The organism is Mycobacterium sp. NPDC004974, from assembly GCF_053600815.1.
The window spans coordinates 584,610-610,890 of record NZ_JBSGAQ010000001.1 but is presented as its reverse complement, the minus strand read 5'-3'; the positions used below and the strand labels follow the sequence as shown (position 1 = coordinate 610,890).

21 protein-coding genes and 1 pseudogene are annotated in these 26,281 nt (G+C 65.6%); 4 read left to right on the top strand and 18 right to left on the bottom strand.

The window, feature by feature from the left end; translation table 11 throughout:
* Position 1: 1 nt before the first annotated feature.
* The 14 genes from ACWEFV_RS03050 to ACWEFV_RS02985 all read right to left on the bottom strand — a co-directional run bounded on the left by ACWEFV_RS03050 (position 2) and on the right by ACWEFV_RS02985 (position 17,151).
* Positions 2-397, bottom strand: a complete 396-nt coding sequence (locus ACWEFV_RS03050) for a GPW/gp25 family protein (RefSeq protein ID WP_135453952.1) — start codon at positions 395-397, stop codon at positions 2-4.
* Between the two features lie 24 nt (positions 398-421).
* A complete protein-coding gene (locus tag ACWEFV_RS03045) occupies positions 422-1,981 on the bottom strand; it encodes an eCIS core domain-containing protein (RefSeq protein ID WP_450069010.1) in 1,560 nt (519 codons plus the stop codon).
* Positions 1,982-2,023: 42 nt separating this feature from the next.
* Entirely contained in the window at positions 2,024-6,352 is a 4,329-nt protein-coding gene (locus tag ACWEFV_RS03040; RefSeq protein WP_450069009.1) for an eCIS core domain-containing protein, read from the bottom strand.
* Positions 6,340-7,881, bottom strand: a complete 1,542-nt coding sequence (locus tag ACWEFV_RS03035; protein ID WP_450069008.1) for a hypothetical protein — start codon at positions 7,879-7,881, stop codon at positions 6,340-6,342. The genes ACWEFV_RS03040 and ACWEFV_RS03035 overlap by 13 nt, the downstream gene beginning before the upstream one ends.
* Positions 7,878-8,546, bottom strand: a complete 669-nt coding sequence (locus ACWEFV_RS03030) for a phage baseplate assembly protein V (protein WP_450069007.1) — start codon at positions 8,544-8,546, stop codon at positions 7,878-7,880. The genes ACWEFV_RS03035 and ACWEFV_RS03030 overlap by 4 nt, the downstream gene beginning before the upstream one ends.
* 74 nt (positions 8,547-8,620) lie before the next feature.
* A complete protein-coding gene (locus ACWEFV_RS03025; protein ID WP_450069006.1) occupies positions 8,621-9,703 on the bottom strand; it encodes a phage late control D family protein in 1,083 nt (360 codons plus the stop codon).
* Positions 9,696-9,872, bottom strand: coding sequence for a hypothetical protein (locus tag ACWEFV_RS03020; RefSeq protein WP_167857822.1), 177 nt, complete (start codon positions 9,870-9,872; stop codon positions 9,696-9,698). Before ACWEFV_RS03020 ends, ACWEFV_RS03025 begins: the two co-directional genes overlap by 8 nt.
* Positions 9,872-10,897, bottom strand: a complete 1,026-nt coding sequence (locus tag ACWEFV_RS03015) for a CIS tube protein (RefSeq protein ID WP_450069005.1) — start codon at positions 10,895-10,897, stop codon at positions 9,872-9,874. The genes ACWEFV_RS03020 and ACWEFV_RS03015 overlap by 1 nt, the downstream gene beginning before the upstream one ends.
* A 1-nt stretch (position 10,898) precedes the next feature.
* The gene (locus tag ACWEFV_RS03010; protein WP_450069004.1) at positions 10,899-11,396 is read right to left on the bottom strand and encodes a phage tail protein; all 498 of its coding nucleotides are present in this window, start codon (positions 11,394-11,396) and stop codon (positions 10,899-10,901) included.
* Complete coding sequence (locus ACWEFV_RS03005) at positions 11,389-13,344, bottom strand: hypothetical protein (protein WP_450069003.1); 1,956 nt, start codon at positions 13,342-13,344, stop codon at positions 11,389-11,391. The genes ACWEFV_RS03010 and ACWEFV_RS03005 overlap by 8 nt, the downstream gene beginning before the upstream one ends.
* Before the next feature lie 17 nt (positions 13,345-13,361).
* Positions 13,362-13,817 (bottom strand): phage tail protein, encoded by a 456-nt coding sequence (locus ACWEFV_RS03000; protein ID WP_135453944.1) that lies wholly within the window; start codon positions 13,815-13,817, stop codon positions 13,362-13,364.
* Positions 13,818-13,842: 25 nt separating this feature from the next.
* Positions 13,843-15,705, bottom strand: a complete 1,863-nt coding sequence (locus tag ACWEFV_RS02995; protein WP_450069002.1) for a phage tail sheath family protein — start codon at positions 15,703-15,705, stop codon at positions 13,843-13,845.
* Positions 15,706-15,724: 19 nt separating this feature from the next.
* Positions 15,725-16,561, bottom strand: a complete 837-nt coding sequence (locus ACWEFV_RS02990; protein ID WP_450069001.1) for a hypothetical protein — start codon at positions 16,559-16,561, stop codon at positions 15,725-15,727.
* Positions 16,558-17,151 (bottom strand): DUF4255 domain-containing protein, encoded by a 594-nt coding sequence (locus ACWEFV_RS02985; RefSeq protein WP_135453941.1) that lies wholly within the window; start codon positions 17,149-17,151, stop codon positions 16,558-16,560. The genes ACWEFV_RS02990 and ACWEFV_RS02985 overlap by 4 nt, the downstream gene beginning before the upstream one ends.
* Before the next feature lie 125 nt (positions 17,152-17,276).
* On the opposite strand from ACWEFV_RS02985, the gene ACWEFV_RS02980 reads away from it, so the two are divergent.
* The 4 genes and pseudogenes from ACWEFV_RS02980 (at position 17,277) to ACWEFV_RS02965 (ending at position 22,783) form a co-directional block, all read left to right on the top strand.
* A complete protein-coding gene (locus ACWEFV_RS02980; RefSeq protein ID WP_450069000.1) occupies positions 17,277-18,251 on the top strand; it encodes a hypothetical protein in 975 nt (324 codons plus the stop codon).
* A gap of 6 nt (positions 18,252-18,257) precedes the next feature.
* Positions 18,258-19,688, top strand: coding sequence for a glycoside hydrolase family 5 protein (locus ACWEFV_RS02975; protein WP_450068999.1), 1,431 nt, complete (start codon positions 18,258-18,260; stop codon positions 19,686-19,688).
* A gap of 368 nt (positions 19,689-20,056) precedes the next feature.
* A pseudogene (locus ACWEFV_RS02970) lies at positions 20,057-20,191 on the top strand (eCIS core domain-containing protein); the annotation flags it as partial.
* A gap of 159 nt (positions 20,192-20,350) precedes the next feature.
* Positions 20,351-22,783 carry a hypothetical protein gene (locus ACWEFV_RS02965; RefSeq protein WP_450069278.1) on the top strand — a complete coding sequence of 811 codons (2,433 nt, stop codon included), beginning with the start codon at positions 20,351-20,353 and terminating at the stop codon, positions 22,781-22,783.
* A gap of 26 nt (positions 22,784-22,809) precedes the next feature.
* On the opposite strand, the gene pdxT is transcribed toward ACWEFV_RS02965, so the two are convergent.
* The 4 genes from pdxT to ACWEFV_RS02945 form a co-directional block, all read right to left on the bottom strand.
* Positions 22,810-23,391, bottom strand: coding sequence for a pyridoxal 5'-phosphate synthase glutaminase subunit PdxT (gene pdxT, locus ACWEFV_RS02960; protein ID WP_135453937.1), 582 nt, complete (start codon positions 23,389-23,391; stop codon positions 22,810-22,812).
* Positions 23,388-24,236 carry an acyl-CoA thioesterase II gene (gene tesB / locus ACWEFV_RS02955; protein WP_135453936.1) on the bottom strand — a complete coding sequence of 283 codons (849 nt, stop codon included), beginning with the start codon at positions 24,234-24,236 and terminating at the stop codon, positions 23,388-23,390. Before tesB ends, pdxT begins: the two co-directional genes overlap by 4 nt.
* Before the next feature lie 9 nt (positions 24,237-24,245).
* Positions 24,246-25,157, bottom strand: a complete 912-nt coding sequence (gene pdxS / locus ACWEFV_RS02950) for a pyridoxal 5'-phosphate synthase lyase subunit PdxS (protein WP_450068998.1) — start codon at positions 25,155-25,157, stop codon at positions 24,246-24,248.
* 65 nt (positions 25,158-25,222) lie between these two features.
* Positions 25,223-26,281: an NUDIX hydrolase gene (locus tag ACWEFV_RS02945; RefSeq protein WP_450068997.1), complete on the bottom strand. Its 1,059-nt coding sequence runs from the start codon at positions 26,279-26,281 to the stop codon at positions 25,223-25,225.

Genomic DNA, 26,281 nt, shown 5'->3' with positions numbered 1-26,281 from the left:
CCTAGGTCAGGTAGAACGGGTACACCAGGTTGTCCGGCTTGCGGTCGGCAACCCGTACGTAGGCGATCTCGATCCATACCAGAGAAGGTTCCTCACCCGGCGTCACCGCAACGTTCGTCAATCGAATCCGCGGCTCCCACTTCTCCAGTGCCGCGGTGATATCGCTCTCCATCGCCGAACGAGTCATCAACGAGTTCGTCTCCATCAGATACCGGCGCAGACCACACCCGAAGTCGGGCAACATGATCCGCTCCCCCGGCTCGGTGTTCAGGATCATCTCGATCGACTGCCGAACCAGATCCATGCCGTCAACCGTCGGCAGCAGCCCCGTCTTCTCGGGCCGCATAGGGAAACTCAGGCCGGTACCGAGCCACGCGTCAGCCACGTTGGAGGTCATGCGTGCAGTGTCGGCGGCCGGGCGTCACCGGGGCGTTGCCGGGACGATATCGACGGTGTACTCGTCAACCCACGTCATGCCTGCCCACACCTCCAACACATAGCGGCCGGGCTCGGACGGCGCACGGATCTCCACTTCGATAGGCCCTTTCGCCGTCACGGGTAGCGATTTGACTGTGACCGGAGGACCGTCGGTGGCTCCCGCAGGGACGACAACGATCCGTTTGGCCCCGCCGTCTCCCAGGCTGTCGTAATCCGCCGGCACCACCAGGTGGAATCTGATGAACGAGCCCACCTGCGTGCCACGGATGTCCTTGAACTCGAATCCGAGCTTGGTCCGTGGCTTCGGTATGACGTCGAGGGGGAACGTAAGCTGCGGCGTCTTGTGCTCACCGAGATCAGCTTGCGGCACATTGGGTCCGGTCGGCGGCGGGCCGTCGGGCATCCGGGTGGCGGAACGACCGACGACCAGTTCCAGAATCTTCATCAACCCGTCCTTGATCCCGTCTTTGATGAACCGCCGTATGGCGTCGTCGATCATCTTCTTCGCTTCATCCTTGGGCAGAACCGGCTGCAAGGAAGCGAGGAGGTCACGCAGCGTCCGCACCAGCCGATCTTTGGTCGCTGCGTCCTGGGCACGTTCGATCAACTCGGTCAGCACTGTGATCTGGCCGACGGTGTTCTGGGGCGTTGGTGCGGGTAACGGCCGGAACGGATTACTGGAGGGTGGCCGCTTCTCGTCGCCTCCCGGCGTTGCCGGGCTCGCTCCGGCGGCAGGCGGCGGGTTGTCCGTTTCGATCTCGAAGTCGGCGACGACGATGATGGACTTGCCAGTCGTGCCGAAATCAAAGTAGACGCTCCACTGCAATGTTCCCGCCCGATCGATCTGGAGTTGATGGATCGGCATGTCCCTCGCCGCGGGAGTCTTGGATCCGAGTGACACATCGAGTGCCGTGCGGTGACCGTCATAGCGTGGATGGTCGTCGCGATAATGCGCTTCGGCGAGAACCGTCCCGTCCTTGGCCGTGTACGTCATGTCGTTGGTGATCGCGACCGTGAACTGATCACTCGGGAACACGGCATCACCGGGATCGACCCAGAAGGTGTTGTGCAGGCGCAGCGTCTCCGGCGCCCGGATCTTGAATATCGAAGGATTCGACCAGGATTCAAATCCTGGTCCCAGAATCGTCGTACCCGCATGCATGCTGCTCGCCATCAAGCGGTTCATCGCGACGATGGTGAAGTTCGCCTGCGCTTCGTCCTTCGTCCACGTGCCGCCCGATGTCGGCGGATCGACGTCGCGCTCGATCTTCGGCGGCGCCGAGGTCCGTGATTGGGCGACGACGTGAGCCAGTTCGTGGCGCAGTAACCCGTCCCCCTCCTGGGTCCCCGGTCGGTACTTGCCGGGGCCGAACACCACGTCGTCACCGTATGCGTAGGCCGATGCGCCCTGCGCGACGGCCGATTCCGCGGCTTCAGGCCCCGTGTGCAGGCGGACCCGGTCGGCGTCGAAGGTCTTGTCGTCGCCGAGTAGGCGACGTTCGGCATCCGAGAGCCGTCGGCCATTGCCGAGATCACGGTCCACGCCAAGGACGATCCTCAGCTCACGTCACCGCAACGTTATCTACTACTGGATCTGCACCAACTGATTTCCGTTCTGCACGTATACGTTGTCGTAGCGCACCATCGATGACTCCAGCAGCGCCTGCAGCTGACGTCCGACGGCGGCGACGTCCCGAATCCCTTGGCCTGTCACGTTGAAGACGATGTTCTGCTCGTATCCGGACATGCCCCAGCGGCGCCCCTCGACCTGCCGACGGGCCCGGGCCAGCGCGTCGGTGGACCGTTGTGACGGTGTACCCGTCACCTGGCCATCGGGGTCGATGCCGAGCTCGGCGACATCGAACCGCTTGACTTCAAAAGACCTGCCGCCCTGCCCACTTGGATCAGGCCGATAGTATTCGGGCACCGTGCTGCCCAGGGTCTCGCCGGGCCGTGCCCCGGGAGCCTGGATCCGGCCCGTCACCCATCCCGGACCGAACATCGCCTCCAGGACGGGCCCGAGTTCCCGCTCGGCGACCCGCCAGGCGGGCTCCCGCCGGAAGTCACCGGCGTCATCGCGCGGTGACCGCGGCGCTGTTTCCGTAACGCCGAGCGCGCCTTCCATATCGAAGGCGGTCTCGGTCGCGGCCGCATGCTCGAGCGCAATCTCGATGTGTTTCAACGCTGAGGGCAGCCGACCGGGCGCCACCTTGCCGATCAACGCATCGACCATCGCGTCGCTGAGCACGAGGTCGGATTCCCAGAGGAACTTGCCCAGAGCCTTCAGATCGGCCGGGGTGAAATGCTCGCCCAACCGTGCCACCCGTCCCGCCGAGCGGGTCCCCAGGGTGGAGGCGTCCTCGCCCCCGAAGCTCACGATCTCGTGCGGTTCCAAACCGAAATCGCTCAGCGCGGACATGATTTCGGAGGGTTTGCGAGGCTTGGCCGTGGGCTCGAACGCGGGCCGCGCCGGACCGCTGGGATTTCTCAGCGGGTGGTGAGCAAGCGCGTCCATCAGGTGGATGTCGTTGGCCGGAACGCCTTCGCGGAAATCCAGTAACGCATCAAGATCCTTGAGCAGCGGGTCGGACCGGGCCAGCTCGGTTCGGGCTGACGCTTCGTCCCGGGTCGCCTCGACCTTGCCCAAGATGTCGCGCAGTGTCGCCAGGTGTTCGGCCACGGGAACGCGACGGACGATGGTGCCGTCGGGCTTGATCTCGAACAAGCGCGCTATCCGGCCGTCCACGATCTCCACGACGAAATGTGCGTCATAGCGCATGGCATCGTGGTACTGCGCGCCCGCGACCGCCTCGTTCTTCAACTGTCCCAAGATATCCGGCGTGTACACCGAGGTCTTGGCACCCGGCACCCCCATGCTGGCCGCCGGTGGTGTAAGCGCGAGCTCGTGCGGGACGATCGCGTATTCACGACGGCTCATCACGCTGCCGATCTCCCACGTGCTGAGCCCCTCCAGGCTGCCCCGCCACGCGATCATGTCCGTCATGGCCGTGACGAATTCCTGCGCCGGCTTATCCGGATGCACGGAACTCCACTGCCGATACCACTCGGGCAGGACGGTGGCGTCGCCGCGCGCAATCGGAGCCAGCTGCTGGGGCGGCCCTTCAGCCAGCACCCGGACAACGGGCATCGGCAGCTTGTTGTCGGCCAACGCCCGGCCCGCGTCGGCGCGCGCGGCCCACCCGACGAAGCCTGAGCCACGTCCGGGCCGCAAGCTGCCGGCGAAGGTACCGAGGTCGCCCCACTTCGCGCCGCGCAGATGCGTGATCGCCTTGCCGCGGATCACGTCGGGCACATCGGGCGCGGAGACTTTCACAGCGTCGGCGACGGCGTCGAAAACCACCGGCGGCCCTGTCCCGGCAGGGAAGAACCACTGAATCGTGCCGTCGGAGTCACGGACAGAGAAGATGTTGTTACCTGCGGGCGTGACCTCGGTAAGTCTGCCCTGCGTTCTCAGACGCTCGAGGTATGCCGCGATGTTCTCGGCCGATCCTCGGTAGGACCAGCTCTCGGGACCGGCACTGCGCACGTCCATCCGTACCTCGTCACGGGCATTGCGCACGGTTTCCAACATCGCGTCGGCATGGCCGTCGAGCTGGGCCCGCTGCGCAGCCGTGATCTCACCGAGTTCGGCGAACCGCGCGTGCAGACCTTTGGTGCGGCCGAGCAGCTCGACCACCCCGACGATGGACTTGTCGCCGGCCGCGACGTTGTCACGCGGTCCATTCAGCCACTTCCGAAGCGCTTCGCCGCCGGCCTGCAGCTGTTTGCGCAACGACTCCCATTCCAGGCGAGCCTGTTTGGAGGCGGCGGCATCGCGCTGAATTGTGGTCTCCCCGGCGGGAAGCACCGGGGCGCGCACCAACGCTTCAGCGATCATGAACAGCGCCAGGTCGACCCCAGTATGGACCAGCACCTCGCCGGTCGACGCTGTTTTCGCGCCCGTTGGACCAGGGGTGCCGGGCTGCAGCGCATTCCACGTCAGCGTCCAACCGACCAGAGTGCCGTAGGTACCGCCGAGTCGTGCGGCGCCGGCGAGCAGCCCCGTATCGCCGACCCGTGCCGCGATACGGGCATCCACCCCGCCGAGCAGACGCAGCAGGAGGTAGTCCTTGGCTGCGTCTTCGAGGAGTCCGCCGAGGGTGACCGGACGCCCCTGATTGGCCGTGATCGCCAACCGCGTACCGGTGAATGCCAGCGAGCCGATGATCGTCGCACCGGTCCGGCCGAGCCCCGCGATCGCCGGAACCGCCATCACCGCACGCATCGCACCGATCCCCAGCAAGGTCGCACCGATATTGGCGATCCAGACCACCATCCGTTGGGCAAAGCGCAGGGTATCGGCACGATCGCCCGCCCCGGCGAAGGCCTCCTCGGCCTGCCGGCGGACCTCGGCCCGGTCTGCGGCGCCGTGGCCGCGGCGGACCAGATTGAACAGCGCTGCGGACAACTTCGTCATGACGGTGACCGACTTGAAATCCCCTTCGGTCTCCCACATCGCCTCGGCCAGCACCTCACCCTGCTCGCACAGAGCAACGCCCATCAGGATGTTCTCCGCGCGTGCGCACAGGTCATCGAGAAGGGGCCCTTTCGTCACGACATAGCCCAGCCGCTCTTCGAGCGGTGCTGACGGCGACGGGTGGTCGGTGACCAGTTTCCCGAGCCCCGCCGTCACGGTGTCCCGCTCAGATTCCAGGTCCGCGATGGTGTCCCGTTGCGGGCGGACGGCGTTGTACCGCAGCCCCGTGGAGAACTTGCCGTATCCCTCGGGATCGATTGGTGTGGAGATCTTTTGGCTCACCTCGTTGATCGTCCTGGCGAATGAGTCCGCGATCTGTTCCAGCCAGGCGTCACGGGCGGTCTCCACGTCCGCAACCAATGTGGACAGTTGCGGTGTCAGAATTCCGCGGATCATCCGGGTGATGGCACCGTTCACTGCCACCACGGAGGCGGAGAATGACGCATTGCCGCCACCGGGATCGACTGCGAGCCTGTGTATCCGCGCCGCCGTCTCGACCGCCACGGCACTGGCGTCGACGTCGCTTCTGGCCTGCTGCAGGCCCGGGGTGTCGAGCCACGGGAGAAGCTGACGATAGTCGTTGAGCCGGCCCGCGACGGTCTTCGCCTCGGTGGGAAATCCGACGTTCAGCATCGCGCCGAGGAAATCGATACGGGCGAGGATCTCGGCGACGTTCGCGGTCGGCGGGCCGTAGAGCACCGGCAAGCGGGCCAGGAGATCATCCGAGATACCGATCTGGCGGGTGATCGCGGCGACGACCAGCAGCCGGAGGTTCTCGTGCTCGGTATCCGGGTCCCCTTCCGGCACACTGCGATTCACCGGTGCGATCTGGTCGAGGATCAACGCCAGCCCTTCGCGCACCTGGGCATCGGTCCAACCTGCCACTTCCGGCGCAGTCAGCGTCGAGATGGTGGGGTCCGACCACCCGTCGACCCTGCGCACTCCGCGCCCCACCTGTTGTGCCACGTGGGCGGCTTCATGCGCAAGCACGCGCCCACTGGCGCGGCCGCCGGTGAAGATGTCCGAGCCGCGGGTGAACGCCTGAACCCGCAGAGTTCGGGTGAGATGCGGCGCGTCATGCAGTCGCGTGTTCCCGATGTCGACACCGGTGACCGCTCGTACCGACTCGAGCACCGGACCGAGCGAAGCACTCGTCTGGCGGGACGCGTCCGGTTGCACAACCCGGTCGGCTATCGCGTCAGCCTCGATCTCGGTGGCCGAACGCCCGTGCGATGGCTGCGGAACGACGTGCGCGACATCGTGCGCGAGGGCGCTCGACCGGTCGGCCCGTGGGGCCGAACCAGCGAGTGAATCGACGCCGGCTTGTCGTGGTGGAGCGCTGTCAGGTGGGCGGCGGTCACCACTCACCGACCACACAACGGGTCCTTGAGGGAATCGGTCCCCGGCGGCGCGGGAGGCTCGATGACCCCGGCGGCGGGATCGGCCGCCAGTGCGACATCACTGACCAACGTATTCCGCTCGGTACCAGCAGGCTTCGCCTCCTTGAAGGCGTCGTACCAACCAGTGCTCTTCGTGCCGGCCTCGTCGATGAAACCGGCCCCGAACGCCAGCTCGACCTGGAATCGCAAGTCGGCGTTGGCAGCGATGTCCAACTCACCCTTCGCTGCGGCCGTTGCCAGCGCACTGAACGATATCGACGGGGGGATACAGAACCGCAGCGCCAGCATCCACCACAGCTGGAACGCGAACACGATGATCGGCATGAACATCAGGAACAGGAACAGCGCAACGATAAAGAACAGCTCGAACGCGAAGAAGCAGATCCCGCCACCGGCTCCGATGTTTCCCTGTTTCGGCTTGGGGATCCCGCCGAGCGGATTGAACACCATCTGCGACCGTGGCGGCGTCGAGATCCGTAAACCGCCGGGCCCCATCGGTTGTCCGGCACGTGCCGCCAGCGCACGAAAATCGGGCACCGTAATCGAGATGACCCGGTTCTTGGTGCCGTCCGGGTCCATGGGTGCCGCCAACCGGAATGGCTCGCTGGGTGCGCTGAACCATACTTTCGGTGGACAGTGCTCGTGACCCCGCGCCGATTTCTGGGTAACGAACGCGACGATCTCGTAGATGCCGTGCTCATCGAGTTTCGGCCCGAAGTCCTTGCCGTCGTTGCTCGTTCCGTGGTCTGACGAGTACGTCGGGATGATGCCGAACCACAGGGACCGGGTCCCGGCCGCCGCACAATCGTCCTTGCGCGCCGGCAGCCGCCACATGGTGAAGGTCTGCTCATCGGGAATCGGCCCCTTGCCGTCACACGGCTTCCACTCCCCCGACTGCCCGGTTTTCACCCAGGCTTCCCGATCTGATTGCGGCGTGACCGCATCGATGAGCAGTCGGTTCTGCGCCGCGAATTCGCCGGCCGCCTTGTCACTCCACCACACCTCGCGCAGGTCGGGATCTTCCATGTCGGGGGTGATCGCCACCTTGGCCGCTGAACTGACAAGTGCGGCGGCCAGTTTGCGCACCGACTTGCCGTCGTCGGCAAAGGACACGACCTGGCGGCGCATCGCAAACGACACCTGAATGTCGTCGTGCCCGCCCGCCCGCGGCAGGCCGGGTTGATCGCAGAACACCTCGACGGTGACGGCGTAGAAGCGATCGTGATTGGGCTGGAAAAGCTTGCGCAGTTTGGTGCGCATCATCTTGTAGGTGGACAACCGCGAACGTCCCGTCCCGAACGGGCTCACCGGAACGGGATATCCCCAGTAGTCCTCAGGTTTCGGGGTCAGATAGACCGAGGCGTCCGCCATGATGTGGTCGACGAAGTCACTGCCGGAATACATCTGGATGCTGGGCCGTAGTGACCTGGCATCGCGCAGCCCGAAGGCTCCGGACTCGCGGACATACCAGGGCGCCCGAATCTGGAACCCGGCCTCGGCGGTCACAGCAGGTTTCCCACGCCCGGGGTGTATGCCGGTGAGATGACGAACGCACCTGCGGTGATCGTCTGGCACACGATGGTGTTGGTGAAGGTCGCCGTTGCGGTGTCGACCAGCACCTGGGGTGCATCCACCTTCACCATCACATTGGCGTGTACAGACACGTTGCCGACCCGATCGAGCACGATGCTGCTGCCGTTCTGGTGGCGGATGGTGATGTCGCCGGCGGAGTTGTCGAGCACGACCTTGTGCCCGCTCTCCATCGTGATGCTGACCTTCTCCGCACCGGCCTGATCGTCGAATTCCAGTTCACTGCCGCGGCGGGATCGCAGAACCCTGATGTCGTTCGCCCTGGCAGGTTTTCTGGGTTCGGCGGCCTTGCCGTGCCAGGCCGCGCCGATGATGTAGGGCCGGCGGAAGTTGCCCGCCTCGAACGCGACGACCACCTGACTGCCGACTTCGGGCAGTACCTGCAAGCCCTGATCGTCGTCGGCGTACGGCGAGCACAAGGTCGCCCAGGCCCGCACGTCACGATCGCCGGCGTGCCCCAGCGTCGGGAATCGAACCTGGATCCGACCCAACTGGTCATCGTCCACAATATCGGTGACGATCGCCGGGTAGACACCGAAGTAACCCGGCGCCATACCGTCGTCGGGCATCGGAAGCGCCACTGTCCCACCTCTTCTCGACTACACGCGCATTACCGTCGATGATCGCCCGGCCGCGTCACCACAGCGTCGCCGCATCACGCCAGGTTGACGGTGGACCGTTCGGCCTCGAAATGGGTGCGCAGGCCGCGTTCCAGGTCGAAGGTGTGTTGTACCCGCGTCACGTAGTAGCCACCGCCCTCGAAGGCGGTACCGACGGCGCGCAGATCGAGGATGCTGCCGACCGTCATATCGGGTGTCCCGCGGGTCGTGCCCATCACCGTGACAAAGCCCCGCGCCCGCCTCAGCATTTCGGCCTTGGCATACGCGGCGGCCTCCGCCGAGTTCAACGCCACTTCGCGGACCCGCAGCGACACACTTGCGCCGAGCGCCTTCTCCAGCGCATCGGGGCCCACCCGACCGGGTGCGGCCTCGGCAGCCACCACGGCGGAATCCGCTCTCTCCTCGATGGTCTCGGCGGTCCGGGCGTCATAGCCGGTCACCACCACCTCGGTGCGCTGGTGTGCCAGATCGGCACAGAGCCGGATCCCGAGCAGCTCGTTGCTCTGGACCAGCGTCAGCTTGGTGCCGTTTCGCCTGGTCCGGGACGCGTAGTGCAGCACGTTGCCGTCACACCACAGCTCGGCTCGGGTCAGTCGGGCCCGCTCACGCAGGAACGCGAGATCACTCTGATTCAACTGCTGCACCACGTCGTAGCGGGGTCCGTCGGCATCGACCTCGGCCCGCAACCCGTGGAACCGGGCGATCTCATCGACGATGTCGGCATCGGTCGCGTCGGTGTAGGTGTGCGAGCGTCGGGTCATCCGCAAGCGCATGAACATGTCCTCGGCACTGACCACCACCAAAGGTGGTTGGGCATCGGCGAAGACGGCCTCGATCGCCGAAATAACCCCGTCGAACGCGACGCGTTGACCACTACGGGGCCCTATCGCCACCTGGAGCGCCACCCCGAAATCGACCTGCCGGCCATCCAGGTACTGCATTTTTTCGGGCGGCCCAGGAGCACCCGGTCCGGCGGCATTCAGGTACAGCCGCAACGTCTTGAGTCCTTCGACACCCTCGTCGATCTCCATCTTGACGCAGTCACGCGCCAGGTCAGGGACCGGTTCGCCCTTCACCGTGAACACCGGGGTGCCGAAGCTGATCGCAGGTTCAGTCACTGAACGCCTCCGCCCGTACCCGAAGTGCCAGCCAGTCGGCACGGTCCCGAGACTCGTGCCAGACGTCATCGCTGGATCGGCCGCCGCCCTGCGCCGCACCCGCGGCCGGTCCGCCACCGGACGACGAGGCGCTCACGTCGGTATGAATCTCGTTGACATGCACGGTCATTACGCTGTCCAAATCCTGACCTGGGGCTTGAGCGGCACCGACCAGCCATAGGTCTGAGCGCGACGATCAAGATCCAGGGACGCCCCCGCCGACACCGTGGCAGGCGCCGGCACGGCAAAACCGGCACGTGCGCGGACAACGCCGGCATCGGCATTCGCCGACGCCTGCACGTTGACCGCTTGTGCGATGCCGCCCGCGGCGGAGAGGCTGAATCCGGCCGATACCTCCGCGCCGGCCCCGACCGCTCCGGTTGCGTCGACGGATACCGCCGCATCGACGCCGCCCGAAAGGCCGGCGCCCACCGACACATCGGCGCCGAGTTGCAGTTGGGCACCGGCGGACAGCGCCAGTGGGCTCGTCAATCCGGCCATCGCCGTCCGCCACGTTGCCGGGTCGGCGTTGAGCCGGGTCAGCGCCTGCTGCACGCTCTCACCCGCTTTGGCCGGCGTCGTCTGGACCGGCCTCTTGGTCGGCGCGGACCCAGGCGTGCCGTTCGTGGTGTTCTGCCCGGGCTTGGTCGCGGCCTCGGCATCAGCGTCGGCCGGCGAGAGCTGCAACCGGAGATCCTGCTCTTTGATCGACAAGCTCAGCTTGCAACGCAGTGCCCGTCCTTGATCGTCGAAGTAGTCGAGATCTTCGGTGAGGCTGGTGACATTGCCTTCGAAACTCAGCTTGCCCCAGACGAATTTGATGCGGGGCGGTGGCGCGCCCTTGGATCCCTTCGGGGGGCGTACCAGAGCGACGATGTGTTTCGTCTTTTCCCGAACATCGAGGGACTGGCCGTTCTCGTCGCCCTCAGCGGTGTCGTACTCCAGATCCAGCGACAGCACGGCGTTACCTTGTGCCGCGTTCTGCCGGTTCGGCGCCTTCGTGGTGGCTCCACCGGTCGACTCGTTGGTGTACTGCAGTTTCAACGTCGTCGGATTGAACTGCACCTCGACCGGGGCGGTTTGTGCTCCGGCAGGCGGAGGTCCGGTCTTCTTGTCGTAGACCTGACAGATCGTCGCCTTCTTCAAGACACCCATGTCAATCCCCCAACCTGAGACCCTGATGCACGAGGTGCAGTTCCTCGATCGCGACTTCGCCGGTCTTGGCGTTCAGCGCCGGACCCGTCACCTTGCTCGGCAGGCCCCGATCGAACGACCATTTCGCGACGATGCGTTTGCGTGACGGATCTCGCACTGCGACAACGCCGTTATAGCGCGGGATGGGTAGCCGGCCGCCGACCATGCCGCTGATCCAGTCCCACATGCTGCTGTCGGCGGTGCCATCCTCGCCCGGTGTGCCTACGACGAACATGCCCCGTTTGAGCACAAGCGGTACCAGCTTGACCCGTCCCACCCGACGGATCACGCCGTCATTGAATCCGCCCTCGTTGTAATCCTTGATCTCCGCCTCGAGTTCGAGGCCACTGCATTCTGCGAAGGCCCCCGTATAACCGTTGAGCGGACCAGATCGGCCATCTACCGCGGTGAAGGTCACCTCGAAGTTGAAGGCTTGGAGAAGCTCACTGGTCTCATCCACCGACGCTCACCACCGATGTCCCGTCGACGCCCTGGATCAGGCGCACCACGATGAACTCGAGCGGCGCGGCCGGTGCGACACCCACCTCGGTGATCAGCTGACCCAGCGCCCGAGTCCGTTCGTCATTGACCGAGTCATCACATCGGACGAAGAACGACTCGGCTTCCGTGGCGCCCGCGAACGCACCTCGCCGGAAGAAGTCCCGCAGCATGCTCACCACCGCCTGCTGCACCGCGGTGCGCAGCGCCAGGGTTCCCGGCTCGAACACCAGATTCTCGCCGACCCGCTGCAAGGTCAGCGCCAACACCGTCATCAACCGCCGCACATTGAGTTGGCGGTACTCCGGATCGAAGGACAACGTCCGCGCCGAGGCGAGCCGGAATCCATCACGTTCGGGACGAAAGACGTTGACCGACATTCTGAAAAGGTCGGCGGCTGCGGTGTCGGTCATGGCAGAGGACACATTGACCGCGTCGGATGCCAGCTCGTTGGCGGGTCCTCGCTGTACCCCGGACAGCCGTTCCCGCTTGGCGGTGATCCCGGCCGCGAACGCCGAGGAGCCGACGAACACCGGGCTGCCCCCCGACGTCGCAGCGGCCATCGCCAGCCACGGGTGGTAGCACGCCGCATAACTGGAATCGAACGCCCAGCGCCATTTGGCGATGTCGGACGTCTTCATACCGAACGGGACATCGAGTAGGGCCACGAATCGCTTCCGCAGGCCGGCTACCTCGACGACCCGTTGTTGTCGGGTGACGATCGCCTCGAAGTCGGCGGGGTCGTTCGGATCGAGCTGCGCCGCCGGTTGCTGTACGGCGGTGAGATTCAAGTCTGCCGTGCCGGTTCGGCAACACCGGACGAACTCACCGCCCGTGTCCGGCTTCCCCGCGACCACCAGCTGATCGGGCTGGCCTCGCCACACCCACGACAGGTCCGGAACACACAGCAGGCCGATATCGGGTACTCGGCCCATCCGGTCCACGCCGCGGTGATCGGTGTCGTCGTCAGCCGGATCCTGCCGGGCCGGTGGCACATCGTCGTAGAAGCTGTCGGCGGTGATCTGCTCCCATCGATCCCAGCCACGGGTCACCAACGTGAAGTTCAGGGTTCGCAGGAGGCCGTCGGTTGGTGACACCGCATCAATCAGCCCGCCAGCACTCGCCAGCGCCGAATTATCCTGCAAGGCCACGGGAATGAACTGCGCATGACCGGGGTGCAGGCCGAGCTCGGTGAATGCTTCGGCGCGGGGGCCGTCCGGGCCGTTGTCGGTGATTGTCAGTGTGCCGGTGACGATTTCGATATCGACCTGCTCTCCCGCCGGGAGCGGCAGTTCACGATCCACCACATACCGGGTGCTTCTCCCGCTAGCCGTCAGCGCATCAGCCGTCGCGACCAGCCAGCGAAGTTCGCCGGCCGGCGCCAGCTTCGGATGCCGAATCCGCACCAATGAGTACAGCGGTACCGCGTTGTCCACCACCGGTTGCAGCAACATCGCTGCATCCGCATTGTCCGGCCAGACCGTCATCGGGACGGCGGCACCGGCGGCGAACGCGAGCGTGATGTCGAGATGGTTTCCCCAGCTGCCCTCGTTGGCAGCCGCAATCTGCCGCCCGGCGCCAGCGGAAGGGCACTCAAATATCGCCGTCGCCGGATCCGGCTGTGACGGCACCACCCGCAGCACCCACGCGACCTGTCCGCCCTGGCCGAAGAATGCATCCACCGCGTACGCGAGTTGGGTTGGGGTATCGCCCCGTTCGGGATCGGGCAGCCCACCGAACCACCGCACGTACTCGGACCAGCTGGTCACCCGGACCGGGGTGTGGCCGGGCCCCCGCGGCGCCAGACCGACGAATCCGGTCGCGTCGAGCCGCACCGCCTCTGGCGTCGTATCCGGCTGCTGTGCCCGGATGTACACGCCAGGCCCGCCGAGCTGCAGTCCGGTCGTCATGGTGAATCAGTGTCCGGTCAGGCTGATTTGAAGTCGATCTGCTCGGCAACGAGGTGAAGTTCCTCCATGGCCACCTCGCCGCCGCCCTTACCCGCCAACGTCGGGCCCACCCACTTCTTCGGCTGTGCGGCCGAGAGTACCCAGCTGCACACCTCGTTACGGGCCTCGTCGAGCAGTGAGATGGTCACCGTCCGCGGTTCGTAGGCGCCGTCGCGGGTCTCCTGCAGCCAGGTGAACAATCGAAGATCGCCGATCACCCCGCGCTTGAGCGTCACGTCGTCGGTGCTGTTGACGTTGGGCACCTTGCGCACATGGTTGAACTTGTCGTTGCCGTTGCGGTACTCGGAGAACTTGATCTCGTTGCCGAGACCGCTGACATCCGAGAACCCTCCGGCGATGCTGCCCTCGGTACCGTCGTCACCCAGGCGCACCAGAAAGTTGAACGCACCGTAGGGATTGGGCCGTGTCGCCATCATCTACCTCCTCAGACTCGTTGGGTCAATTGCTCTTGGCGTCGGCAGTCCACTGGCCGATGCGGAATATGACGAACTCGGCCGGATACGTCGGCGCGACACCGATCAGGCAGATCAAGCGGCCGTTGTCGAGGTCGTTCTGGGTCATGGTGGTCCGGTCGCACCGCACGAAGAACGCTTCCTGCGGCTTGGTGCCCATCAGTGCACCGGTCCGCCACACGGTGATCAGGAAGTCCTCGATCGTCTGACGGACATTGGCCCACAGCCGTTCGTTGTTCGGCTCGAACACCGCCCACTGCGTGGATTTGTCGATCGAATGCTCCAGATAGATGAACAACCGCCGGACGTTGACGTACTTCCACTCCGGGTCCGAGGACATCGTGCGGGCGCCCCACACCCGGTTGCTGCGGCCGGGGAAGAATCTGAGCGCGTTGATGCCTTCCGGGTTGATCACCGCCTGCCGGTCGTAGGTCACGTTGTACAGAAACTTGTTGATGCCGAGGATCACCTCGTTGGCGGGCGCCTTGTGCACACCGCGTTCGACGTCGCTGCGCGCGTAGATCCCGGCCGCGAATCCCGACGGCGGCAGATTGACGACCGCTGGTGGAGCCGACGGGTCGTTCGGGGCCGTCGGATCCGGGATCTCGACCCATGGGTAATACAAGGCCGCGTACGTGGTGTCGAACTGCGAACGGTAGTCACGGATCTGGGAGATCGACTGATTCTCGTTGGGCGGATCGACTACGGCGATCCGATAGCGCAGGTTCTCGCAGTGCTCGATGAGGTTGTCGACGGCGGTCTTCTGCTGGCTGCCGTCGAGCGCCGCGATGTCGGGGGCGGCGACGATCGCGATGTCGTCGATCTCCCCCAGCGCCGCCAAACCAGTTGCGGCGATCGCGGCATCGTCCGGATCGGACGGTTCTCCTTTCAGCGCGTCGGCGTCCAGTGGTTTGCCGTCACGTCCGCCGGTGAATATTGCCGCGGGATCGTGCTTGATGGCACCGGTGTATTCCCCGATCGCCGGCGGCGTGTCGAGTTTCGCGTCGAACCACACCAGCGCGTACTCGTCGACCGGTTTGTCGACACCGAGAGCCTTCGGGATCGCCCGGCGGTGGTCCCACCCGAGTTCCAGACCGTCGTAGATGTCGGTGCGCGCACCCATTCGCACCGTCACGGTGGCGGTCAGATGACACACCGCCTGCACGGTGGCGTCCGGCGCTTGCGGAGCACCGCCACGGGTGGTGCTGAATCCCGGCTTTCCGTCGGGGAACGGCGTGTAGATCTTCACATTGCCGGCCACGGGATCGGTCTTCGTCTTGTCCGACGGCACGGCACTGACGTCCGCGAAGGTCTCCACGACCTCCGATCCGCTGAGTCCGCGGAACACCACGTTTCCCTGACCGTCCGTGGTCCGGATGTTCTTGCCGCGCTTGATCTCCACCTTGACGGTGATCGTGCCGCCGGCCGCGCCGGGCCAGCGGGCGCGCCATTTCCCTGCGACCCCGGAATCCAGGGATGCGAAGTCCGGATCGGCGTCGATCGCGGACCCCGAAGCATTGGTGAACGGGAACACCCGCGACACGTACAGCCGCTGACCGCCGTTGTCGAAGAACGCCCTGGCGGCGTATGCCAGGTAGAGGGTGTCTCCGCCCAGTTGTCCGTCGTCGCCGAGTCCGCCGAACGCCCGCTCATACTCGGTAAAGCTGGTCACCAGAACCGGTTTCGGCACCAGCGCTTGCTGCTGGCCGCCGGCGGTGCGCACGTAGGGCACCGGCCCGTAGCGGGCCACCCCGGCCATGCCGAAGGTGCTCGTCGGCACACCTTCAATGGACTTCGACCGGAAGCTCGTCTCCTCGACATACACACCGGGAGTCAGGTACTCGGGCATCGGTTCTCCTTTGGCTGGGTCACACAGTGAACGGAACGGCTGTGGGCAATTGGGTGGTGATGCCGACGGGCACCGTCACGTTCGTCGGCGTCGCCGACGTGATGTAGCCCGGCGGGGTGGTACGGCCCTGCAACAGCGGGCTGTTCAGATCGGATGCCACGGGGGGAACCTGAGACTGTGGCACGGTTTCGACCACCAGGTCGGCCAACGGGTCTTCGGTCACCGTAGGCGGATTGGCCGGCGCGGTCACGACCAGCGTGACGGCCAGTGTGCTGGGTGCCGGTGGATGGAGGGAACCGGTGGAAACGATGACAAGGACGAACTCGCCGCGGTCGTCGCCATGTGCCCAGCCCACCGCCTGTCCGCCCGGACCGATCGCGGTGATGCGCGGCCACCGCGCCGCCGTCGCGCCCCGCATCACGCGGCCGCGGATGGCGGTGGTGGACCGCGGCATCTGGTATGCCGAGCCGGGGCTCAGCCAGGGCCGCAGCTCGCGGGATCCGACGGGGATATAGGGCCCGGTTCCGTTGTCGGAGGCCGTGATGTCAGCGTCGGTGCGCAACGGTGTCGTGAGCCGGCGCGGCACGTATCGACGGGTCGGGTCGGCGATTCGCACCGTGATGTTCGCGGGCATCGGTGGACGGTGCAGCCGGGTCGCCCGCCCGAGTCCGTGCTGGAGCAGGTCAGCGCAGGGCCAGGTCACGTCGTCGGGATAGGTCCGCAGGCGGGGCGCAACCTCTGCGCCGATGCGCACCTGAGTGCCCAGCGGGCTGTGCGTCACCGCGTCAGCACAATCGACCGCCAGCGCCAACCGATGCAGTACCCGCGCTTCACCGAAGGCCGTCTTGATGATCACGGCGTCACCTCGGTGTGTGCTGCGACCAGTGCCACGGGCTCGGCCGTCGTCTCCTGGCGGCCATCGATCCGGACCACCCGGGCCAGGTACGGCAGCGACAAGCGGTACTCGGTGGTCAGCGCCTGGAAGGCCTCACTCATGGAATCCTGGCCCAGCTCATCGAAGACCACCTGGATCGCGTCGCCGTCCTCCCAGTCACCCGAGGGGTGCAGCAGCGGACCGGTGAGGATGGGTTCGGTCTCCAGGATCTGGGCAGCCGCACCCAGGTACTCCAGCTCGTTCTCGACCGCGATGTCCCACGCGGCCACCAGGAAGTACAGGCGTAGCGGAATTCGAGGGATCCCATCGACATTCGCGACCGCTGACCACCCGGCCCTGGTCTCCCTGTCCACGACCACGCGGTAGAAGTAGACGGAGATGGCGGGGTACCGGATCACCGCGGTGGGGCTGCTCTCCACCTTGTCGAAGTCGCTGGTTCCGGCGAGCACGACGCGCGGCTTGGGCCCCGGCGGGAGCAGTTCCCCGATCCGGCGGTTCATCAGGTCGACGACGCTTCTGCCGACGGCAGCGATCGCACGGTAACCAGCCACCGGGCCATGGTTGTCCACGTTGCGTCACGGCGCCGTCGCGGAAGTCGTCGAGCGCCGTCAACCGCGACGCTGGCGTGACACACGGAGACGGACGATGGCCGCCACAAGGCGACCAAGGAGTGCGAATGACCACCGACCAGCCCGACCCGTGCGACCAGCCCGAGCCCTGCACACCATGCGGTGACGACGGTGGTTGTGAACCGAAATTGATCAACCGCCTGAAATGCAAACCTGCCGGCATTGCCGCACAGGCGAAGTCGAACGCCGAGAATCAGCCGGCAGTCACTGCCGCGCAGGACTCGTTCGACAAGACACGCCGCGACTACCGAGACGCCCGACAGCTCTACTCACACGATATCCACGACCTCGAACATGAGATCTGTTCCCTGGTCGAGAGGATCCGGTGCAAGTTCAAGCAGAGCCATGTCCCCGACTGTCTTGACGAAGCGTACGAGTGGATACGTGAACGACTGTGCCAATGCGCGACGGCGGAGCCGGAGCGCAACTGCGAATTCGACACCGACACCTGCGACCTCGATGACTGCGAGTTCCAGCATCTCAAGAAGAAATACGAAGACGACCTGGTTCGCGCGCACGCCTACTTCGACAAACTCTCCACCGAACCCGCCGACCTCGCCAAACGCGTCGCGGACGCGAAAGCCGAAGTCTCCAAGGTCGATACCGGGTACCACGGTGAGGACGCCACGACGGACATCAAAGAGGTGTACGCCCACGCCCTGATGACTCGACATCAGATCAAGAAACTATGGAACGGGTTCGACAGCTACGGCGAGTACGCCGACGAGTTGTGTTCTGCGCTCGTCTGCTGGACCAAGGCGGCCGACGCGGTGGCGATCATGGCCGGCCAGGACGCGATCCGCACCTGCCACGCAGAGGCCAGGAAGAAGCGCTGCGACGACCTGGCGGCCAACACCGTCAAAGAGATCCTCGCGCGATACGAACGCATCTGCGGGCGTGGCAAGGAGGACGAGCACGAATGTGACGAGCGCGAGCATGAGCACGACCACGAATGCGACGAGTGCGGGCACAACCACGGACACGGCCACGGATCCCGTGGTGACGAAACCCAATCTTCGTAGGCTCGCATGGGCACGCCGTTGCGCGGGGTCAACATCGCCGGAGCCGAAGTGGCCTACGACCCTGCTGTCGTACCTGTCGAAGGTGAGAACTACATCTGGATGTCGCTGCGCGACATCGACTATCTGGCAGACAACGGCGTTCCCTTCATCAGAATCACCTTCTCGTGGGAACTGGCGCAACCCGAACTCAACGGCGAGCTGAGCCTCGACGGCTACTTCGGTGTGCTGCTCAACCGGGTGCGCTACGCCACCGCGAAAGGTCTGACCGTGATGATCGAACCGCACGGCGGCACCTACCCCAACTTCGCGCGCTACAAAGGGGATCCGGTCGGCTCGGCAGCCGTCCCCGCCGACTCCTTCGGTGGCTTCTGGTCGAAAGTCGAGACAGCCCTGTCCGACTGCCCCACCGCGGTATTCGGGTTGTCCAATGAGCCCAACGGCATGTCCACCACCGGGTGGTTCACCGCGGCTGCGGCCGCCGTCGAGGCGGTGCATGGCACCAACTCCGAACGGCAGATCTTCATCTGCGGCAACGGTTTCAGCCAGCCGGCATCGTGGCAGGAAAGCTGGTACGACACCGACGACACACAGGTCTCCAACGCGTCGGCGTGGTCCCAGCATCTGGCGGGCGCGGACAACGTCGTCGCCAGCGTGCACACCTACTTCGACAGCGGCGGCGACGGATCCGGCGACGATGTCGTCAATCCCGACATCATCCGGCAGCGCCTGGAACCCGCCGTTGCCTGGGCCAGTGCCTCCGGAGTCCGGCTACACCTGACCGAGTTCGGCGCGAATCAAGCGACCCCGGGAGCGGTCCAGGCCGTGACGAATGCACTGGAATACCTCGATGCACACGATGACGTCGTCATCGGCTGGTCATGGTGGACCTACGGCGCGCCTGCCTGGTGGGCCGGCTATCACTTCACCCTCAGCCCAACCCAGGATTACACCGTCGACAATCCGAAACTCGCCTGGCTGCATCCCCACTTCGTCGCACCGGCACCGCAGCCGACCATCCGCCCATGGCTGAGCAACGCAACAGCACCGCCGGACGACCGCAACCCCTTCATCGCCCGGGTAAAGGTCAAGCCCGGAATGTACGCCGGGATAGGCGAGGGCACGTACTCCGTTCGGGTCCGGATCCGCACCACCCACAGTGACGCCGATACGTTCTGCGTCGCGGTCGTCCTCGAGAACCCGAACGATGGCGTCGAGATCGATTGGCACCACATCACAATCGACCTTCGTGGGCACACTCTGATCGACTGGTGGGACTCCGACGTGGTCGGGACGACAGGCTGGGTGACGGCCTCCCCGTCGGATCAAGGTCGCGTGATCGGTGCCCACAACAAGACATCGTTCGGGCTGTGCCTCAAGCGAGATGACACCCCGCTCCGGGCCGACGAGCAGATCCGCGTCAAGGATCTGCAGTGGTGACTGCCAGTGGATTCCGCACTGCCACCAAGCCCTTTGGCGTGAGTTCCCCGCTCAGTTTCGATGCCGCCCAACAGAAGAAACCCGAGCCGAAGCCGGGTTCCGCCCTCGCTGACAGGTTCCCCGATCCGCTCCGGCGAGCATTGGCATTTGGTGTCCGGCCAGCCCTCGAAGTCGGTGCAGCCGACGACCCACTTGAGTCGGAAGCGGATCGTACAGCCGCCGAGATCACCGGCATATCCAAGCCTTCGCGGCGACCTTCCGGCGGGCAACCCGCACCCCGGTTCAGCGCGCCCGAATCCAACTCCCTATGGGCTCGAATATCGGCTCCCTCCGCAGGTAGGGCACTGCCCTCGAGCCTACGCAGCCCGATGGAATCCGCACTCGGCGTGGACTTCTCGCAGGTGCGAATCCACGACGCAGCCCAGGATCGCGCCGACGCCGCTGCACTCGGAGCCCGCGCGTTCACCAGCCGCCGCGATATCTGGCTGGGACGTGATGCCGATGAAACCGATCACCGATTGTTGGCCCACGAACTGACCCATGTCGTGCAGCAGGGCGGAGCCCGTCCGATGCCCGGTGAGGGCTCCCCCGAAAACCCGATCTCCCGCGTTCCCAACTCAATCCAGCGAGAAGCTGTCCAGCCACCGCCCGTCGTGCCGCCGATGAGCCACGATGCTGAGGGGTACCTCGCGCCGTCAGCGGATACCGCCCGTACAACCTCCGAGTGGGTGATGGGCGACGTGTGGCAGGTCGTGATGGAGGGTTATGAGGGCATCGACTTCACGATCCATACTGAAGATACCGGGATCACCGGTGGACGAACGCTTGTCGGCCAACCTGGTACTTGGCCAGGCTACGTTGCCCGCGGCATCGTCGATGACCTGCGGTCGTACTTGAAGTGGTCGTTCGAGCAGCCGGGCGAGTACCTGATGCGTCTGCGTCGCAACGCGGCGGGAGAACTCATCGCAAAGTCCTGGGAGCGCGTACGTAACCTGCCTCGCAGGCCGGCTCCAGGAGTGCCGCTGACCAAGGCGGGCGAGAACGTCGTCGTCGTGATCGGCTCGCCAAAGCCGCATCAGGCGTATCCGTACCAATTCGTTACCGCGGCCAAACAGGTTAAGGGCCATGCCATCTGGGTCGTGGAGCGCTCCGGCTACGAATTCGCCAACGTCGACCTCGGAAAGATCGTCCAGCTCGCGCCCGGCGGGCAGGTGCTGTGGGTGACATCGTCAGAGGGACTAGTGACGACACTGAACGGCATGCCACCTGCCAGCGTGCGACTGCTGAAGGTGTTCAGTCACGGCGTACGCGGGCAGGTGACCTTGCGCTACGGCTGGGATGATCACCCCAACTACGGCATCGACAAATCTGTCGCACAACAGATTCACGGGGATGTCTTCTCCGACCAGGCACTCATCGACCTCGAATCATGCAATGGGGGAACAAACGCCGACGGCGACTCACTTGCCCAGGCGATCGCGGATGCCACCGGCCGTGTCACCTTCGGTTGGGTAGGTCGTACGTCGTATGTGGACGTGAACCGTGGCACAGGTGGGGTGCGCGGCAGCGAAATAACATTCAGCTCAGACATTTTCGCAGAGCTGGCCTCACGATGGACCGCCGAAAGCGCGCCTTACCAGAAGTCGTTCGGGCCCCGGATTCAGCGCTCGGCGGCGCCGGACCAGAGACAGTTGATCCAACGCGAACTCAGCGACGAGGCAGCTCTGGAGGCCACCAGATCCCTGCCCGATCGTGTACAGAAGGGCAACGGCGGGCACGCACTGGCCGACGACACCCAGCGTCGCGAGTTTCTTCGGTCCGGGCGGGAGTGGTTCGGCAGCTACGACGCTACCCTCGACCATTTCAATGGCATGACCGCGGCCAGCGTTCCTGGAAATCCATTGGTGGCCGCCGAAACCAAGCCCCGGATCGAGGCTGCGGTGAATGAGGTCCACGGCCAGGTTCCCCCGCTGGATGTGGCATTCAGTTTCCGCTCCGCCTTCACCGCGGCCACGCACCTGAATTCCTTATCGATGCACACCCTGGGCTACGCCCTCGATTATGACCCGACAAAACTGCCGAGAATCGGGCGGGATGAAACCGCCGAGCTGATCCGCACCGTAACGGGTTCGGTGTCGAATCTGCAGCTGGGAGACTACGGCACGCGGCGCAACCTCATCGAGCGAATGGGCCAGGACACCGAAGCCCGCGAGGCTGCGCAGCAGCAGCCCGCACCGGATGCCGACGCAAGCCCAGTAGTCCCGGCACCCGCGCACGAACGACTCCTGACCACTATCCGTAGCGAAAGTGACCGCCTCACTGCAACTTCAGCTGCGTTCCAGGAGAGCCTCGGTGCCCAGAAAGAGGCCTTTCTGCAGCTGCGGACGCGGTACTTCCAAGCCGCGGTAAGGGACAGGCCCGCAGTGCTCGCCGAGGTGCCGGCTGTGATCACACCCTGGCTAGGGGCACTGTCCACTGCGGAGGCGAACATCACGACAGCGGCAACGGCCGCTGGATTCACCATCGCGAGTCTGCCCGCCGCACGCGTCGTTCGAAGTGACCTCGACCGCTTGGGAAATGTCGCCGACCGAGCCCAGGCTGTCGCGGCCAAGGGTGGGGACATGACACCGACGAAATCACAGGCCTACCAGATTGCGCAGTGGGCACGTGCACTGGCGCCTACAGTGGTGACGCCGCCGGAGGATGCTTCATTCGCGGTGTCTGCGCAGCATTACGCTGACGCCGCGACAGCTCGGATTGCATTACTGCAGCCCCTCTGGGGCGCCAAGGAGCGCCTGGCTGTCATCACCCATCTGCGTACGCTTCTGGAGAACCCCCTGTTCCTATTCGGCACGGCCATCACCCCGAAAGGTGGCACACCCACCACCAAGGCCGAAGTCAGCGCACCCTCTGTGGCGCAGCTCCTCGAAAGGGGTTTCTACTCCGTCGGGAGCAAAGCACCAGGGGCGACAGCGGTGAGCCCGGATTTCCTGGTAGCCCTCGCCCGGCACGGGTTCGACGTGGGTGCGTCGTGGACCGGTGAGTACACGGATTCGATGCACATGGAGCTCGTGGTGCATAAACCAACCGCCTGATGGAGTTGGTCCGTGAACAACTGCGCCTACAGCGAATCGACGAACAGCTTGTGGATGCGACGGTCCCCGGTCATCTCGGGGTGGAACGATGTCGCCAGCATCGAGCCCTGGCGCACCGCGACGATATGGTCGGCGGCGCGCGCCAGCACCTTGACGTCCGGACCGACCCGCTCGACCCACGGCGCCCGGATGAACACGGCATGCACCGGGGTATCGAGCCCCTCGAAGTCGATGTCCCCTTCGAAGGAATCGACCTGACGGCCAAAGGCGTTGCGCCGCACCGTCATATCGATGCCCGCCAGCGGAAGGGCCTCCCGCCCGTCTGTGCCGGCGTCCTTGATCTCGCTGGCCAGCAGGATCATCCCGGCGCACGAGCCGTAACAGGGCAACCCCGCGGCGATGCGCGCCCGCAGCGGTGCGAGCAGTTCGAACTCGCGCAGCAGGTGGCTCATCGCGGTGGATTCCCCGCCGGGGATCACCAGGGCATCGACCGCGTCGAGTTCGGAGAGTCGCCGCACCGTGCCCGCCTCGGCGCCTGCCTCACGCAGCGCAGCCAGATGCTCGCGGGTGTCGCCTTGCAGCGCGAGCACCCCGACCCGTGGGCTCACGAGCCCTCCGCCGAGGTGAAGTTGCGCTGGTAGCGCGTCAGACCCTCTTGCATCACCGCGGCCACCATCTCTCCGTAGCGGTTGAAGATCTTGCCCTGGGTCAGCGAACGCCCGCCGCAGGCCGAGGGCGAGGACTGGTCGTACAGCAGCCATTCGTCGGCGCGGAACGGCCGCATGAACCACATGGCGTGATCCAGCGATGCCACCATCAGGTTCTTGCGCACATCGAGGTGGTTGACCTGGGCCGAGCCCAGCAGGGTCAGATCGCTCATGTAGGCCAGCGCGCAGATGTGCAGTACGTGATCGTCAGGCAGCGGGTCGCGGTGACGGAACCACACCTGCTGTTGAGAGGCCTTGCCGGGGATCCGCGCCACGAGGTCGCGCGGCACGATCCGGACGTCCCATTCGTCGAACTGGGCGAACCCGGCGTCGTCGAACGCTCCCCCGGACCGGAACCCGGGCAGGTCGTCGGGGCCGGGGGCCTCGGGCATCACGTCCTGATGTTCGATGCCGGTCTGGTCGGTCTGAAACGACGCCGACATCGTGAAGATCGTCTCGCCGTGCTGGATCGCGCTCACCCGGCGGGTGCAGAACGAGCCACCGTCCCGGATGCGCTCGACGATGTACACCGATGGCGCCCGGGCATCGCCCGGTCGCAGGAAGTAACCGTGCAGGGAGTGCACCTGGAACGTCGGCTCCACCGTGCGCACCGCCGACACGAGCGACTGACCGGCCACGTGGCCGCCGAAGGTCCGCTGCAGGAAACCCGACTCCGGGCTGAACACCCCACCGCGATAGATGTTGACCTCGAGCTGCTCCAGATCGAGGATCTCTTCAATCGCCATACGAGCTGTTTACCAGCCGCGTTCGGCGAGCCGGTGCGGCTGGGCGATCTCCTCGACATTGATACCGACCATGGCCTCACCCAGACCGCGCGACACCTTGGCCAGCACATCGGGATCGTCGTAGAACGTGGTGGCCTTCACGATCGCCGCGGCACGCTGGGCCGGGTTGCCCGACTTGAAGATGCCCGAACCCACGAACACGCCCTCGGCGCCGAGCTGCATCATCATCGCCGCATCCGCAGGGGTGGCGATACCACCCGCGGTGAACATCGTCACCGGCAGCTTGCCGGCCCGGGCCACCTCGACCACCAGGTCATACGGCGCCTGCAGTTCCTTGGCCGCGACGTACAGCTCGTCCTCGGACATCGAGGTCAGCCGACGGATCTCGCCGCCGATCTGGCGCATGTGGGTGGTGGCGTTGGAGACGTCGCCGGTACCGGCCTCACCCTTGGAGCGGATCATCGCCGCACCCTCGGTGATCCGGCGCAAGGCCTCACCCAGGTTGGTCGCACCGCACACGAACGGCACGGTGAACTTCCACTTGTCGATGTGGTTCGCGTAATCGGCCGGGGTCAGCACCTCGGACTCGTCGATGTAATCCACACCCAGGCTCTGCAGGATCTGCGCCTCGACGAAATGCCCGATGCGCGCCTTGGCCATCACCGGGATGGTGACCGCGGCGATGATCCCCTCGATCATGTCCGGATCCGACATGCGCGACACCCCGCCCTGGGCACGGATGTCGGCAGGTACCCGTTCCAGGGCCATGACGGCGACGGCACCCGCGCCCTCGGCGATCTTCGCCTGCTCGGGGGTGACGACGTCCATGATCACGCCGCCCTTGAGCATCTCGGCCATCCCGCGCTTCACGCGCGCGGTACCGGTCTGGTTGCTAGAGCCGTTCTGGGCTGCGGTATCCACTGCAATCTCCTCCAAAGTCCTACTGATTCAGTCTAGTGGAGCCGCCAAATCCATTAAATCCGCACTCAACGGATGGCTTGCAGCTCGCGATGCGCAGATCCACGCGTATTCGCCAGTGTCGCAGCCGGCTGTTCGGCCAGTGCATTGGCCTGAGCCAGCAGCTCACCCAGTTGAAGCGGATACACGGCCTCCCCGCCGGCTACCAACTCGGCGATCATTGTCGCATCACACCAGCGGTGCCCGTGAATGTAGTGCCGTTCCAGGGTGGTGCGCCCCGTTGCCGACGGCTCGAAACGGGCCGTGCGGTGGATGAAGAAGAACTCCTCGCTGCGGATCACCGAGGCGTTGAAGTCGATGACGGCGTCGCGCCGCCATACCGGCCCGACAAGGTCGGCCGGTGCCGCCCGCAGCCCGGTCTCCTCGGCGAGTTCGCGGGCCGCGGCGACCGCCAGATCCTCGCCGGGCTGGACCGCCCCACCGACGGTGAACCACCACCGCGGCGCAGGTTTGTCCGGATCGTCGATCGCGGGGTCACTGCCGCGCAGCAGCAAAACCGAGCCGGTTTCGTCGAGCAGCACCACGCGTGCCGAGGTACGCCGGCTCACCGGATTGACCTCGGCCTGGGAGTCCGGGCGCTCGACGATTTCGAAATAGGTCGGCAGCGCCGCTGTTCCACCCAGCCGCAGCACCCGCACCGCGCGGCGTTCCCGCAGGGCCAGGGTGTCGCGGACAGCATCGTTGTGGAAGCGCCGGGCCAGGAGCACCCGGGCCTCGGCATCGGCCAGTTCGGCGACCAGCGCCACCGGCAACCCGGCCGGATCGACCGCGGCCAGGGCGGCCGACAGGTCGTTCTCGGCGGCTTCACGCGCCGCACGCGGGGCCCGCTCGGCGGCATCCGCCAGCGCCGCGAGCCGCTTGCCCGCCGGAGCTCCCGCATAGGCATCGACTGCGACGGCGCGGGCCACGACAGCCCGGCGGGCCAGTGCACCGTCGAGCGCCTGCCACGACAGGTCGTAGCGCACGTGGAGCCGGTCGAGCCGGTTGGCGGTCTGATAGGCCCACCCACCGACGAGCAGCAGCACCACCAGGACGGCCAGCGCCGTCATCACGACCCAGGTCGGCAT